This window comes from Moraxella porci DSM 25326 (assembly GCF_002014855.1).
In the GTDB taxonomy this organism is placed as follows: Bacteria; Pseudomonadota; Gammaproteobacteria; order Pseudomonadales; family Moraxellaceae; genus Moraxella; species Moraxella porci.
This window is the reverse complement of the sequence record NZ_MUYV01000001.1, coordinates 407,150-421,878: the sequence shown is the minus strand read 5'-3', so window position 1 is coordinate 421,878 and position 14,729 is coordinate 407,150. Positions and strand designations below refer to the sequence as shown.

Below are 14,729 nucleotides of genomic sequence, written 5' to 3'. Positions count from 1 at the left end.
TAACTATCAAATCTTTATGAGCCAAGCATCAATAAGAATGCGCTTTATTTGGATTTTTTGGGTAGTCTGTTTAAGGTTTTGATCATCTGTTCGTGCGTGATGATGGTTGCTTGATTTGGTGTGCGCAGCTGCGGCTGATGGTTATGCTCGTATGCCAGTAGTGCCATACAAGCAGCCACTTGTTCAGGCGTGAGCGCGCGTTTGCGCTTTAGGCGGATGGCTGTCAGCGCGCCTTGGATGCTCTGCATACCAATGCTGCCAAGTGACTTCAGTGACAGCTGCTGCTTGAGTGCGGTCAAACGATTTAAGCGAAAAATAGCCAAAGTATCAAAACTTAGCGTGCGCAGATAATACTCCACATCCGCTTTGGCAGTCAGCTCAACATCGTGATTTGGTGCATCAGCGCCGTCTTTTGACAGATAATAAAACTGCTGCACACCCTTTTGCTTGCAGGCTTTGGCAAATTCTAGATTATACAGCACATTGACCTGATAAAATTCATCATCGCTGGCCACCTGAGTGCGCGACACCCCCAAGCAGCTAAATGCATCAGTGTCGGCACCAATCGCCATCGCCTCAATCGTCGTCGGCAATGATTGAAAATCTGGCACATGATAGACCTGCATATTGGCGCTGATGGCGCGCGGCTGAGTGCGCGTGATCAAAATCACCGTCTCATAAATGAGTGCCAGTTCGCGCGCGAGTGCTTGCCCGACTCGGCTTGAACCACCAATTATAATAGCTTTGGTTTTCATCGATCATTACTCATGCAGAACCTACCTATCGGCCAAAATCTGGGCGGATGCTTCTTTGCCCAAAAGCCTATTTTAGCATAAAATTTTTATAAATCACCCATCCAAGCGCAATTGTGAGATTTATCAATAAAAATTTCATTTTTATATTGTCGTATGTTCAATATTTTGGTATGATATGCCGTTATATTGTCCAAGTAATGCGCCTCCTCACACGCATTACACCCACTTTTTTATTATTTAATTTTTTCATTTTTAAGGATTTATCCTATGGCAAACTCAGCACAAGCTCGCAAACGCGCTCGTCAAAACACCAAGCGTCGTCAGCACAATGCATCACAACGCTCAATGGTACGCACTTATATCAAGCGCGTCAATGCTGCAATCGAAGCCAAATCATACGAATTGGCGACCGAAGCTTATAACAAAGCTGTGCCAGTCATCGATCGTATGGCTGACAAAGGCATCATCCACAAAAACAAAGCTGCTCGTCATAAGAGCCGCCTGAATGCTGCTGTTAAAGCACTAAAAGGCTAATCTGTTACAGATGCCCAGAGTCTAAGCATTGCTTAGGCTCTTTTTTATGCTGTTAGCATTAAGACTATATGCACAATCAGCATGATCATCGCCAATTTCTTATATATAATGAGCGACAGATGATTGATTATTTGTTACAATATGCACAGCTAAAAATATTCAAATAGGCAGCACATGAGCATAAAGGTTTTGGTCGCTGATGACCACGATTTGGTGAGAATGGGCATTACGCGCATGCTCGATGACGATCATGAAATCGAGGTGATCGGTGAGGCAGTTGATGGCGACAGCGCCGTGATGAAGGTGCGCGCACTGATGCCAGATGTGGTGCTTTTGGATGTCAATATGCCCAATATCGATGGCGTAGAAGCCACACGGCGCATCAAGCAGTTTAACCCTGCCATCAAAGTTTTGGCAGTGTCTGGCTTATCTGCCCAGCCTTATCCCTCGATGCTGCTCAAAGCAGGCGTTAATGGCTATATCACCAAAGGCACACCGCTTGATGAGATGATCCGCGCCATCAAAAAAGTACACGCAGGCGCGCGCTATTTTAGCCACGATGTCGCCGCGCAACTGGCCGAAGCTGTGCTTGGTGAGCAAGCCGAATCGCCCTTTGATGCACTATCCGAGCGTGAAAAGCAAGTGGCGATGATGGTGGTTAATTGCCAAAGCACCCAGCAGATCGCTGATCAGTTGTTCGTTAGCGCTAAGACGGTGAATACTTATCGTTATCGGATTTTTGAGAAATTGGGCGTGGACAGCGATGTTAAGCTAACGCATTTGGCAATTCGACATGGGCTGGTACAAGCCAGCTGATCTTGGTTTTTGTTTCTTTAACTCCAAAAAAGCGCATCATGCTGATAAGCTGTGCGCTTTTTTGGTTGTCACCATTCTGATTGGTTTGACCGATAAAATTGAATCAAACTCAGCGATCTGTGCTGGATTTGGCCTGCTCCATCAAATTTAGGCTCATCTGCAGCCAGTTGGCAGTGCCTTTGTCATCTTCGGAGTCTAATTTAACATCGGGTTCGACGCCGATTTTATCGATCATCTCACCTTTGGGGGTCAGATAATATGCTGTGGTCAGTTTGATCCCTTGGTTGTTGCCAATCGGGATCACCGACTGCACTGAGCCTTTGCCATAACTGGTCTCACCGACAATCAGCGCTCTCTCGTGTGCTTGTAATGCACTGGCAAGCACTTCTGCTGCCGATGCCGAATAGCGATTTTGTAGGACGATGACAGGCACCGACTCCAAGAGTGGCGAACCTTGGGTTTCTAGGACGCGCTCAATGCCATTGCGGTTTTTTACTTGAGTGACGACCTGTTTTCGCATGAATAAGGATGCCACCTCAACCGCTGCATCAAGCACACCACCTGGGTTATTGCGCAGATCAAGCACCACGCCTTGAATCTGATTTTCAAAGCCGCTTAGATGATTGATGATGTCTTGGCGAGTGTTATTCTGAAAAACAGGCAATTTGATGACTGCAATGCCATTTTGGACATACGCTTCGATATTGCTTTTTTGGGGCTGGTTGCGTAGCAAATTGACCGTTTGTTTTGAGCGCCCTGCCTTTGAGAATGTGACATCGACACTGCTGCCTAAAATACCATTTAACAGCTGAGAAATGTCATTTGCGCTTTGTGCTTGGCTGACTTTGATTTCACCAATTTGATGCAAATAATCCCCGACTGCGATGCCTGCGGTTTTGGCAGGTGAGTCGCTTTGCACCTCTGTCACCACCCAGTGCGCATCTTTGGTCTCAAAGGATGCTTTTAGCCCGACGCCAGCGACGGTACCCGTGGTAAAAGAGCTCAGATTAGCAAACGCTTCAGCATCCAAAAACTCAGCATTGCGATCGATACGACTGAGCATGCCATTGATCGCATGAAAAAACAGCATTTCATCATCCACAGGCTCAATGTACTCGCGACGCATCAGATCAACCGCCTGCACAAAGGTCTTAAGCGTGGTCGGACTGATGGTATTTAAAGGCACTCTGCCTGAGTGCAGACCATCAATGCCATACAGCGGATTCGGCTGCGCCTCCAAGGCCTCTAGAGCGGGTGAGTCATGGGACTCAGCGATTTGGGTGTCTTGAGCGGGCAGCACAGGGGTGTTGGCGAGCGCTGAGCTGCCCACCCCCATCACGATGGCTGCGATCAAAGTAAGTTTTATCATATCAATTTAATTCACCGAATTCAATGATGGATCAATCAATCAACAGACTGCTGCCCGTCATTTCGCTTGGCTTATCAATACCCATCAGATGTAAAATGGTCGGAGATACATCGCACAGCTTGCCGCCATCACGCACACTCACCGACTTATCACCGACATAGATAAATGGCACAAGCTCAGTGGTATGCTGCGTATGCACCTGACCGCTGTCATAATCTTGCATCTGCTCACAGTTGCCATGATCGGCAGTGATGAGCAGATGGCCGCCCATTGCACGCACGCGCTTGACCACTTCACCGATGCAAGTATCCACCGCTTCGACGGCTTTGACCGCGGCATCAAACACTCCTGAATGCCCCACCATATCACCATTGGCATAGTTGATAATCAGCACATCATATTTGCCTGAGTCAATGGCAGCGTTTAGTTTTTCGGTCACTTCAAAAGCACTCATCTCAGGCTTCAGATCATAAGTTTTGACATCAGGACTGTTCACCAAAATGCGATCTTCGCCATCAAACAGCGCTTCACGGCCACCACTAAAGAAGAAAGTGACATGCGCGTATTTTTCGGTTTCGGCGATGCGAAGCTGGGTTTTACCCAGTTTTTCTAAATATTCACCCAAAGTATTGTCTAAGCTTGTTGGCTCATAGGCAATGCTTATTTTGGGATTATTTTCAAGCTCATCTGAATATTTGGTCAGCATGACAAATGCAGATAATTGGGGTGTGATGTGACGATCAAAGCCATCAAAATCAGCATCAACAAATGCCAAACTGATCTCACGCGCGCGATCAGCACGGAAATTCATAAAGACCACGCCATCATTATCACAAATCACGCCATCTTCATCGATGAATGTCGCTTGGATAAATTCATCGGTTTCGCCAGCAGCGTAAGCCATCTCAATCGCTTGCAATGCCGTATCTGGTGTGCGCTCCGATTTGCCCTCTGTCAATAGTTCAAAGCAGGCTTCGACACGATCCCAACGCTTGTCACGATCCATCGCATAAAAGCGGCCAATAACGCTGGCAATTTTGGCATCGCCTTCGTATTCATTATTAATATCAGCTAAATAATTTTCAAGGTCTGCCACATAGCCTTCAGCAGATTTTGGTGGCGTATCACGGCCATCTAAGAAAGCATGGATAAAAACTTGCATCGCCCCTTCAGCCAGAGCAAGCTTAGCCATCGCCTTGATGTGGTCGATGTGCGCATGCACACCGCCATCAGACAACAAACCCAAGATATGCACCGCACCTTCATTCTCAATGGTCGCCTTTACAGCTTCGGTTAGTGCAGGATTTTTAAAAAATTCACCCGTGTCAATCTCATTCATGATGCGAGTTGAATCTTGGAACAAAATACGCCCAGCACCCAAATTCATGTGGCCGACTTCTGAGTTGCCAAATTGACCATCAGGCAAGCCCACATCCATACCAGAACCTGAAATCAACCCATTTGGACAAGTGGCAATGAGCGCATCCAAATTCGGTGTATTAGCGGCAAGCACAGCATTATCTCGCGGATCTTCGCGATGGCCAATGCCGTCTAAGATCATCAGCACATGGGGGATTTTTTTATTATCAGACATTTCAAACTCCATATCAGCCAGTGTATCCTTTATTGTATCATATTTTATAATTGGGTATTCCATCGATTGCAGATAAATTTACGCATCAAAAAATAAATACTTGCAAAATCAAGTCGATTTTAATAAAATACCGACCAGTTGGTTTTTATTAGAAAAATGATGAATGCAACCCTAACTGCTTATGCCTTACTTGCTTGTGCTATCGTGACCGAAGTCACAGGCTCGACTTTTTTGGCAAAATCCGATGGCTTTAGTAAGCCGATTCCGACCGCGGTGACGCTTATATGCTTTGCCATCGCTTTTTATTTGCTCTCCCAAGTGGTCAAGACCATTCCGCTAGGTATCACCTATGCCATCTGGTCGGGCGTGGGCATCGTACTGACAGCCATCATCGGCGTGACAGTGCTAAAGCAATCACTGGATTTGCCTGCCATCATCGGCATCATTCTCATCATCGCAGGCGTGGTGGTGATGAATGTATTTTCAAATTCCACCCATTAATCCATCGAACTCAAGACTCCCTATGAACGATTTATTTGACACCACACACCTACAGACCGCCGACACAGACACCGCCCCAAAAAAACGCAAAAACAACCCCGAACAGCTTCGTCATCAGCTCATCAGTGCCGCCAAAGATTTGATGATCAAGGATGGCATTGCCAATTTATCCATCCAAAAAGTCGCTGATTCAGCCGGCACCAGTAAAGGCGGATTGTTTCATCATTTTAAAAATAAAGATGAGCTGATTGCAGCAGTGATTGGGCTATTTATCGCACAGTTGAACACAGCGATTTTGCAACAGATTGAGCAGACAGGTCAGGTGGCAGGCTGTTTTAGCCGTGCTTATGTCAATGTGATGTTTGATAATGATGACATCGGGCTAAAAAGCGAATGGGCAGGCTTGATTCGTGCGATCAATGGTGATGCCCAGATGCAATCACAGTGGAATGATTGGCTTGGCCAAAAACTGCGTCAATTTGCCCATACTGACAGCGATACCAAGCTTAGCATTGTGCGTTATGCGGTGGATGGTGCTTGGCTGGATACGACACTAACGGATGATGACGCCTATTATCAAGCAATAAAGGCAGAATTGATTGGGATGATTGGTTAAGCATCACCCACTTTTATTTGGCTTAATCATCAGATAACCACAAAAATCCCCATCGATTATTGAGACGATGGGGATTTTGGCATTCAGGCTGATTAGATCGCATACCCAAGCGCATAAAACGCCACCAGTACAATGGCGATCAGCACCGTGCCGATGTTCAGTTTGTTAAACTCACCACTAATCACACGACCCAGCACCAAAGCGCCAAAGCCAAGCATAATACCTGTCACGATATTCGCAGTCAACACGATAAACACCGCACACACAAGACCACTCATCGCACCGACAAAGTCATCAAAGTCAAGCTTTGAGACATTGCTCAGCATCAACAGACCCACATACATCAGCGCAGGTGCTGTCGCATACCCTGGCACCAAGAACGCCAGTGGCTGGAAAAACAACATGAGCAAGAACAACACACCAACGACAATCGCTGTCAAGCCAGTCTTGCCACCGACAGCCGTACCTGCCGCCGACTCAATATATACCGCAGCAGGTGCAGTACCAAAGATACCTGATAGCATACTGCTCATCGAGTCAGAAGTCAGCGCCTTGCCACCATTGATGATTTGACCATCTTTATCCAACAGATTTGCCTGACCTGCTACCGCGCGAATCGTACCTGTCGCATCAAAAATCGCTGTCATCACCAGTGCAAATACCACAGGCAAAATCGCAGCGTTCAACGCACCCATCACATCCATCTGCATAAACAGCGACTCAGTGCCAAAGCTTGGTAATTTTAGGACATTGCCGTCAAATTTCACATTCGGATCAAAGATAAGACCAATGATTGTGATGGCGATGATTACCCATAGGATACTGCCTTTGATTTGCAGCTTTTCAAGACCGATGATCGCCGCCAAACCAACGAGCGACATCAGTACAGGCAATGAGGTAAATTCACCCATCTTGACAGGTAAGCCTGCATCATTGCCAACGACCAAGCCCACACCATTGGCAGCGATCAACAGCAAAAACAGACCAATACCAATCCCTGCACCATGAGCGATGGATGCTGGCAAATTCTTTAAAATCCACGCACGAATGCCCGTTACCGAAATCAAGGTAAACGCCACACCCATCAAGAAAATCGCCCCAAGCGCCACAGGAATACTCACGCCCTGACCCAGCACTAGGCTAAACGCTGTAAACGCGGTCAAAGAAATCGCACAACCAATCGCCATCGGCACATTTGCCCACAGACCGATCAAAATCGAGCCCAGACCCGCCACCAGACAGGTCGCGATAAATACCGATTCGGCAGGAAACCCTGCTTGCGACAGCATATTTGGCACGACGATGACAGAATACACCATCGCCAAAAATGTCGTCAGACCTGCAATGATCTCAGTGCGTACACTTGAGCCACGCTCAGACAGTTGAAAAAATGAAGATAAAGACATAATCAATCCACGCAATAATCACCAATGCAGTTACCATGTCATTGGCGGTGCATTTTACCAATATTTATCAATATTGACTTTAGGTTTTATAAAAAAATAGATGTGATAATCGCTTAGCACATCCTATGATAAAATAGATAATTTTACCGTAAAATGGGTCAAAACAGCAAATAAAAGATAACAAATTTACAAAAATCTGTATCAATCGCCAAAGAATTATTGAGAAAAACGGCTTTTGATGGCATTTGTGGTGAAAATTTTGGTAAAATAACCGCCACTCTCATAAATTTATGATAGCTACCAAGGATATCAGATGCTAAAAAATTCCCAAGAACAAATCAACCTACCCAACGAATCGTTTGAGCTGGTCAGTGCCGCAGGCGATGTGCAAAGTGTCAATTTATCCACGCTCATCAAGGATAATAATCAAGGCTTGGTGTTGTATTTTTATCCAAAGGACAGTACCGCAGGATGCACAGTACAAGCGACTGATTTTACAGCGAATTTTGATGAAATCACCAAGCTTGGCTATCGTGTCATCGGTGTCTCACGAGATGGCGTGAAATCGCATCAAAACTTTATTAATAAGCAATCTTTGACAATTGATCTGATCAGCGATACCGATGAGCGTTTGTGTCAGCATTTTGATGTCATCAAAGAAAAAATGATGTACGGCAAGACACATCTGGGCGTGGTGCGTTCGACTTTTGTGTATGATAAAAACGGCGCTATGATTGGTAGTTTTCGCAATGTCAAAGCCAAAGAACACGTGGCAAATTTATTAGATTTTTTGAAAAATTAATAAGATAAACCATGAAAGTATTGCAGCTGTCATCATCGCTTAAGCACGATGAATCCGAACGGGGGATTTATCCGATTTCGCACGCCCTGATCAAAGCAGGTCATGAATCCATCATCATCGGTAGTGCAAATGAAGACAGCAAGCTTGTCACTCGGCTGGTGCGTGATGGTGCCAAATATTATCAGCTGCCGATGCCCAAAAAAAGCTGGTGGGCGCTTTTGCAAGTCCCAGCTCTAAGGCGGCTGATCAATAAACATCAGCCAGACATCATCCATGTGCATTCTCGCACACCAGCTTGGGTGCTACATTGGGCGCTGCGTCCTTATCCAAAAGATAAAAGACCTAAGATCGTCTCGAGCTTATACGGGTTTTATCCACTCAATTCTTATGCCAAAGCACTGTTTGAGGCAGATTTATTCATCAGCGCCTCAAATAGTATTCATAAGCATTTTGAAAAAATATTTTTAAAATATGCAGATGAAAAAAACTTAAAAGCTGGCAGCCTACCTAAGCTGATTTGCGTACCTCGTGGCGTCGATGTGCGCAAGTATCCCTACCGCCATCACTCATCGGTACATTGGCTGCATCAGAGTTTTGCGCAGCATCCTGAGCTTGAGCATAAAAAATGGCTTGTTTTTCCCACACCCATCGGCCCTGAATACGGTCAAGAATGGCTAGTAGATATATTAGGCAATCTGCAAGAAAAATTCCCAAAACTACATGCCATCATCATGGATGATGATCCCAATTCACGCACCCAACACTGCGTAGCTTATGAAGAATTTGTCCAAAGATTGCATGCGTTATCTTTACAAGACAGGGTGTCTTTTGTTGGCAAAAATCCACCCGACATGCGCGAATGGCTGTCCTCGGCCAATGTGGTGTTGGCGCTCGCCAATCGCCCCGAAAGTATCGGGATGACCGTCCTTCAAGCCATCCACCTTGGGGCACCTGTGGTGGGCTGGGCTAAGGGAGCGTATGCGGATATCTTGGGCGATCTGTATCCTCAAGGTCTGGTCAAAGAGCAGACCGCCCTCGCCTTGTGTAAATCCGTGAAGTTTTTATTATCGAACCAAATACCGCCTGCGATGACACGCGCTTATGAAATCGATGATATGGTGAGTGGCACGCTTGCCGCTTATCAGGCATTAATCGATGGCAGTTTGTACCATCAATGATCGCTGATGTGCTTGGGTTCAATATTTAGCAGTTGAACTTCGCCCATCTCATGCCACAGCTGATGCGTTGAAATCATTAAAATACCGATTTGTCCAGAGCGCTGGGCATCCACAAGACTTTGCCAGACCTTTTGTCTGCTGAGCGCATCCAATCCTGCAAAGGGCTCATCAAGCAGTAATACAGCCTTAGGTGACAACAACAGCCGAGCCAACGCAATGCGCCGCGCCTGACCACCAGATACCGCCATGCCATACTCGCCAAGCGCGGTTGCCAGACCCTTTGGCTGAGCTTGCAGCCAGCTTGATAAATTCACGCGCTCTAGCACCGCGTACAACTCATCATCACTGGCATCGGGCTTGGCGATGCGCAGATTATCCGCCAAAGTCTGATCAAAAATATCCACCGTCTGACCCAGAAACCCCAGTCGGTTACCAAAATCCACCGTCTGCCAATCGACAGCCGCGCCATCGTTGATCAACTGCATCGAGCCTGATATCAATGCATGCTCACCTGCCAATGTCTGCAGCAGTGTTGATTTGCCAGCGCCAGAAGGCCCCACCACCAAGCATGGACGATCTGAGCCAATATGCGCCGTCAGTCCGCTGGCGCCGATCAGAGCATTTGGTGCCTTGACGCTGACTTCATCAAGCTTTAGGGCGAGGTTTTTTTCGCCAGCCAAGGGAAGCTGCACCTTGGCAGCAGATTGCTGCAACATGTCATTAAGCCGCTGTTTGGCCACCTGACTGCGACCCAATGCCAATGGCTCTGCCACAAGATTTTGGATAAATTCTGACAATCCAACCATCCCCAAAAATACCGCCAAAATCACCGCCGAACTCATTATCGGCTGATTAAGCGTATCAATGGCAAATGGCGTAATCTGACTGTGCTGCAAAAATAATCCTGCCGCCCATAATAACAGCACCAGTGACAAAGACAAACAAATCTGAATCAACAGCGCACTGACATGGCGAAGACGATGTGCAGATTCTGTCAGTGCAGACTGCGTCTCATCGAGTGTCTTAAGATGATCTGCCTGTGCATCCCAGCGATGCCAAATCAGCAAAGAAGTCAGCGCAGGTAAAGTATCTAAAAGCTTGGCTTTTCGCGTCTCAATCAGCTGGCTTTCGCTTTCGGCAAGTTTTTTGCCGCGATGGATGGCAGTGGCCGCTATCAGTAAACAGAGCATCACCAAACCCAAGCTGTACCAAGCCTGAGGCAGCACCCAAAGCACGACCGATGACACCAAGAGCAGCGACCCAACTGCCATCACCCAAGGGCTGATAAAGCGCAATACAAATTCATTTAGCACATCAATGTCTTTGACCAAGCGATGCATTTTTTGGCTGCTCGATTGGCCTTGGCTGTTGCGATCTACAAAATCAAGCCGCGCCCACGACTCAAAAAATCGCACGCGCAACTGCTTTAGCAGCCCAAAGACGGCATGATGAGACACCATCAGATCGCCATAACGCGACAAAGTACGAATGATGGCAAAGGTTCGGATTACCGCTGCTGGCACCATATAGTTGAAGGCATGACTGCCAGCCGCGACCAGTCCTGCCACCGCTGACATGGTCACAAACCAGCCTGACACCATCGACAGTCCCAGCACTGACCAAACGGTCAGCAGTCCAAGCAGCCATGCCACCATCCATACCCAAAGCTGAGGGCTGATCAGCTGCCAAAGTTTAAATGGCTCATTGGTTTTCATTGCTTACTCCCAGCTGATACACAGCGTCAAATTTGGCCTCCATGCCCTCTTCATGACTGATCCAGATCACAGTTTTATCCTGTGATAATTCAAATAATAACGCAGTGATGGCAGCGACTGTATCTGCATCTAAATGTTCGGTTGGCTCATCAAGCAGCCAAACTTTGGCATCTTGGAGCAACAGCTGTGCGATCGCCAAACGATGTGCCTGACCGCCTGATAGTCCACTGCCGCGCTCACCAAGTACCGTCTGCATTTGTGCTGGCAGCTGCTTGATCAATGGCCATAGACCGACAGCTTGCAGCACATCGATCAGTTCATCTTCACTGGCATCAGGCTTAGCCAAGCGCAGATTATCAGCAATACTGATTGGCAATAGCGCTGGGGTTTGCGCCAAATAACCAAATTGGCGACGCAGATAGGTCAAATCCAGTGTGTGATAATCATGGCAGCCAGCAGCATCTTTGATGGCGATGGTGCCAGTGTATTGACCAAATCCGAGCAAAATCTGCAGCACAGTGGATTTGCCAGAGCCGCTTTCGCCTCGCAGCAGCGTAGATTTGCCCGCAGCAAATGAAAGTGTCGTCGGTGCCAAGCGGATGCGACCATCTTCACCAAATGCAGCAACTTTTTGCAACTCAAAACCTGCAGCACCCGTGATATCCAGCTGCTTTGTACCGCTTTGAGGCTGTTTAAAATCTAGCATCGCGACCATCGCTTTGGCAGCGCCAACGGCTTGGCCTTTGATGTGATATTCAGCACCCAAACGACGCAGTGGCGCATAAAACTCAGGCACCAAAAGCAATATCATCAGCGCAGCACCATAGTTTGTGATGACCTCGCCTGCACGCCATGGCAAAATACCAATCAAGCCAAAGCCCAAATACACCGCAACCAAAGCGATCGACAATGCTGAGAAAAACTCCAATACCGCACTGTTTAAAAATGCGATGCGCAGTACCGCCATGGTTTTTTTGCGATAATTTTCACTGCTGTTTGCGATGTCCGATACCGCAATATCGACAGCACCTACTCGCGATAGAGTATTGATGCCGCGAATCCAATCAAAAAACCGCCCGCCAAGCTGTGCCATCGCATCCATCTGCTCGCGGCTTTTTCGTGAAGTCGCCACCCCAATCAGCGCCATAAAGATCGGCACCAAAGGCGCGGTCATGAGCAAAATCAATGCCGCAGTGCCATTAAAAAAAGCAATACAAATCGCCAATAAAATCGGCGTAAGCACCGCCGTGGTTTTTTGAACCTCAAAACGAGCATAGCCCACCAAATGCTCAGGCTCATCAATGATCTTACTAGCCAGCGCACCATCAGGCCCAAAAAATCTTCGAGCCAAACCCATTTCACCCAGCTTAGTAAGCAATAACGATCGCGCACGACCAGCAGCATGCACGCCGACACGACTTAGCTGCACATCTTTAATATAAGCGACAAACGCCCGCAGCGCCATCACCCCAACGAGTGCTACCAAATACACTGGCAATATAGATGTTGCCATCGCATCATGATTGGCAAACTGTGGCAAAAACGGCAACAACCAACCATCAAAAATCAACACCAAAATCCACGCCTGCACCATCAAGAGCAATACCATAATGACATCACACGCTCGTGCCAGATTTAGCCTATTTTTATAGGGTTTAAAAAATGATTTTAAAAATTGGTTGGCAGCGATGTCTTCTTGGGATTGCCGTGGTTTTTTGGCTTTGGTGGCTTTGCTCTTGACAGCTTTTGGCTGAGTGGCATTAGACCAAGCTTCCTGATTTTGAATTTTGGGCGGATGGGTTTTGGCAGTCATGATGGTTATTTCATCAACAAATAGGCTATTATCGCCAAAATGCGGTTTTTTTTCAACCTTGATATAAGCTGCGATGTGATCTGGCATCAGATCGCAGCTTATTTTTCAGCGTGGTGCAGTCATCTGCTCGGGGCGAACAATGGCATCAAACTGCGCCTCATCCAATAACCCAAGCGCCAGCGCTGCTTGCTTAAGTGATTGATCATTTTTATACGCAGTTTTGGCGATCTTGGCAGCGTTTTCATAACCAATATGGCGATTGAGCGCGGTCACGAGCATCAATGAGTTTTGTAGATAATCAGCGATTTTATCAAGATTTGGGCGAATGCCGATGGCACAATGTTCATTAAAGCTATTGATGCCATCAGCTAACAGACGGATCGACTGTAGCAGATTGTAGGCGATCACAGGCATATAGACATTTAATTGAAAATTACCCGATGCGCCTGCCATCGCGATCGTGGCATCGTTGCCATACACCTGAGCGACCACCATCGTTAAGGCCTCGCACTGAGTGGGATTGACCTTACCAGGCATGATCGATGAACCAGGCTCATTTTCAGGAATAAAAATCTCGCCAATACCACAGCGCGGCCCTGACGCTAGCCAGCGGATGTCATTGGCGATCTTATTTAGGCTGGCTGCCAAAGTTTTTAGCGCGCCCGAGGCAAACACCTCGGCATCGCGCGCCGCCAAAGCCTCAAATTTATTCGGCGCAGTCTGAAAATCAAAACCAGTCAGCTTAGCCAAAGTCTGTGCAGATAGCTTGGCATAATCAGGATGGCTGTTAATACCCGTCCCCACCGCCGTACCGCCCAAAGGCAGCTGATACAGCCCCTGTAACGCCATATGAATGCGTTCTATACCATAATCCAGCTGCATCACAAAGCCACTAAACTCCTGACCCAGCGTCAAAGGTGTGGCATCTTGTAGGTGTGTGCGACCGACTTTAACAATGTCATCAAAAGCGTCGGCATGAGTACATAGCGTCTGTCTGAGCGATTCGATCGCGGGCAATAGATGCTGATGAATCTCAATCACCGCTGCCACACGGATGGCGGTAGGAAAGCTGTCATTGGTTGATTGCGCGTGATTGACATGATCGTTGGGATGAATCGGCTGATAGCTGCCTTTGGGCTGACCTTGGCGCTCATTGGCCAGATTGGCGATGACTTCATTGATGTTCATGTTTGATTGAGTGCCTGAGCCTGTCTGCCACACTTTGAGGGGAAATTGGTCATTATAATCACCCGTCAGCAGCGCATCGACAGCATCGATGATCATAGCAGATTCTGCATTGGTGATGCGTCCAAGCTTGGCATTGGTGATGGCTGCGGCTTTTTTGACCAGTGCCATCGCATGGATCAAAGCGATGGGCAGTGTCTCATCACCGATTTTAAAATTCATTAAGCTGCGCTGAGTCTGTGCGCCCCAATAGGCCTCATCTGGCACCAAAACCTCGCCCATGGTGTCTTTTTCTTGACGCATGATTCCTCCTTGTTGTCTGTGTGTTTATTATGGTTAAATGGCATTCGATTGTCAGCATCAGTATGTCTTTGTTGGTATTATTCTGCCTAGCCATCACCTTAGTTGCAGCTGTGATGCGACTGTGGTACTCTATTCAGCATCA

At 47.2% G+C, this 14,729-nt stretch carries 13 protein-coding genes; 6 read left to right on the top strand and 7 right to left on the bottom strand.

What is annotated here, in order from left to right:
* Positions 1-44: 44 nt before the first annotated feature.
* On the bottom strand, positions 45-755 hold the full coding sequence (locus B0681_RS02005) for an NAD-dependent epimerase/dehydratase family protein (RefSeq protein ID WP_078317059.1): 711 nt from the start codon (positions 753-755) through the stop codon (positions 45-47).
* A 267-nt stretch (positions 756-1,022) separates the two neighbouring features.
* Here B0681_RS02005 and rpsT point away from each other — a divergent pair, with 267 nt between their 5' ends.
* Both rpsT and B0681_RS01995 read left to right on the top strand, forming a co-directional pair.
* Positions 1,023-1,289: a 30S ribosomal protein S20 gene (rpsT, locus tag B0681_RS02000; RefSeq protein WP_078317058.1), complete on the top strand. Its 267-nt coding sequence runs from the start codon at positions 1,023-1,025 to the stop codon at positions 1,287-1,289.
* Between the two features lie 174 nt (positions 1,290-1,463).
* Positions 1,464-2,105, top strand: a complete 642-nt coding sequence (locus B0681_RS01995) for a response regulator (protein WP_078317057.1) — start codon at positions 1,464-1,466, stop codon at positions 2,103-2,105.
* 109 nt (positions 2,106-2,214) lie between these two features.
* On the opposite strand, the gene B0681_RS01990 is transcribed toward B0681_RS01995, so the two are convergent.
* Entirely contained in the window at positions 2,215-3,474 is a 1,260-nt protein-coding gene (locus tag B0681_RS01990) for a S41 family peptidase (protein ID WP_078317056.1), read from the bottom strand.
* A gap of 31 nt (positions 3,475-3,505) precedes the next feature.
* On the bottom strand, positions 3,506-5,068 hold the full coding sequence (gene gpmI, locus B0681_RS01985) for a 2,3-bisphosphoglycerate-independent phosphoglycerate mutase (protein WP_078317055.1): 1,563 nt from the start codon (positions 5,066-5,068) through the stop codon (positions 3,506-3,508).
* A gap of 159 nt (positions 5,069-5,227) precedes the next feature.
* Between gpmI and B0681_RS01980 the strand changes: the two genes are divergently transcribed.
* A complete protein-coding gene (locus tag B0681_RS01980; RefSeq protein WP_078317054.1) occupies positions 5,228-5,569 on the top strand; it encodes a DMT family transporter in 342 nt (113 codons plus the stop codon).
* Between the two features lie 22 nt (positions 5,570-5,591).
* On the top strand, positions 5,592-6,185 hold the full coding sequence (locus B0681_RS01975; RefSeq protein ID WP_078317053.1) for a TetR/AcrR family transcriptional regulator: 594 nt from the start codon (positions 5,592-5,594) through the stop codon (positions 6,183-6,185).
* A 92-nt stretch (positions 6,186-6,277) separates the two neighbouring features.
* Here the strand turns inward: B0681_RS01975 and B0681_RS01970 are convergent, their stop codons facing one another.
* Positions 6,278-7,591, bottom strand: a complete 1,314-nt coding sequence (locus B0681_RS01970) for an NCS2 family permease (RefSeq protein ID WP_078317052.1) — start codon at positions 7,589-7,591, stop codon at positions 6,278-6,280.
* 313 nt (positions 7,592-7,904) lie between these two features.
* Between B0681_RS01970 and B0681_RS01965 the strand changes: the two genes are divergently transcribed.
* Both B0681_RS01965 and B0681_RS01960 read left to right on the top strand, forming a co-directional pair.
* On the top strand, positions 7,905-8,393 hold the full coding sequence (locus B0681_RS01965) for a peroxiredoxin (protein ID WP_078317051.1): 489 nt from the start codon (positions 7,905-7,907) through the stop codon (positions 8,391-8,393).
* An 11-nt stretch (positions 8,394-8,404) separates the two neighbouring features.
* A complete protein-coding gene (locus B0681_RS01960; protein WP_078317050.1) occupies positions 8,405-9,571 on the top strand; it encodes a glycosyltransferase in 1,167 nt (388 codons plus the stop codon).
* On the opposite strand, the gene B0681_RS01955 is transcribed toward B0681_RS01960, so the two are convergent.
* Genes B0681_RS01955 through fumC form a run of 3 tightly spaced genes read right to left on the bottom strand, consistent with a single transcriptional unit; the run spans position 9,565 to position 14,587 of the window.
* Positions 9,565-11,286 carry an amino acid ABC transporter ATP-binding/permease protein gene (locus B0681_RS01955; protein ID WP_078317049.1) on the bottom strand — a complete coding sequence of 574 codons (1,722 nt, stop codon included), beginning with the start codon at positions 11,284-11,286 and terminating at the stop codon, positions 9,565-9,567. The two genes, B0681_RS01960 and B0681_RS01955, sit on opposite strands and share 7 nt — an antisense overlap.
* Positions 11,273-13,186, bottom strand: a complete 1,914-nt coding sequence (gene cydD / locus B0681_RS01950; protein WP_228143828.1) for a thiol reductant ABC exporter subunit CydD — start codon at positions 13,184-13,186, stop codon at positions 11,273-11,275. Before cydD ends, B0681_RS01955 begins: the two co-directional genes overlap by 14 nt.
* Before the next feature lie 18 nt (positions 13,187-13,204).
* Positions 13,205-14,587, bottom strand: coding sequence for a class II fumarate hydratase (gene fumC, locus B0681_RS01945; RefSeq protein ID WP_078317048.1), 1,383 nt, complete (start codon positions 14,585-14,587; stop codon positions 13,205-13,207).
* Positions 14,588-14,729 lie beyond the last annotated feature (142 nt).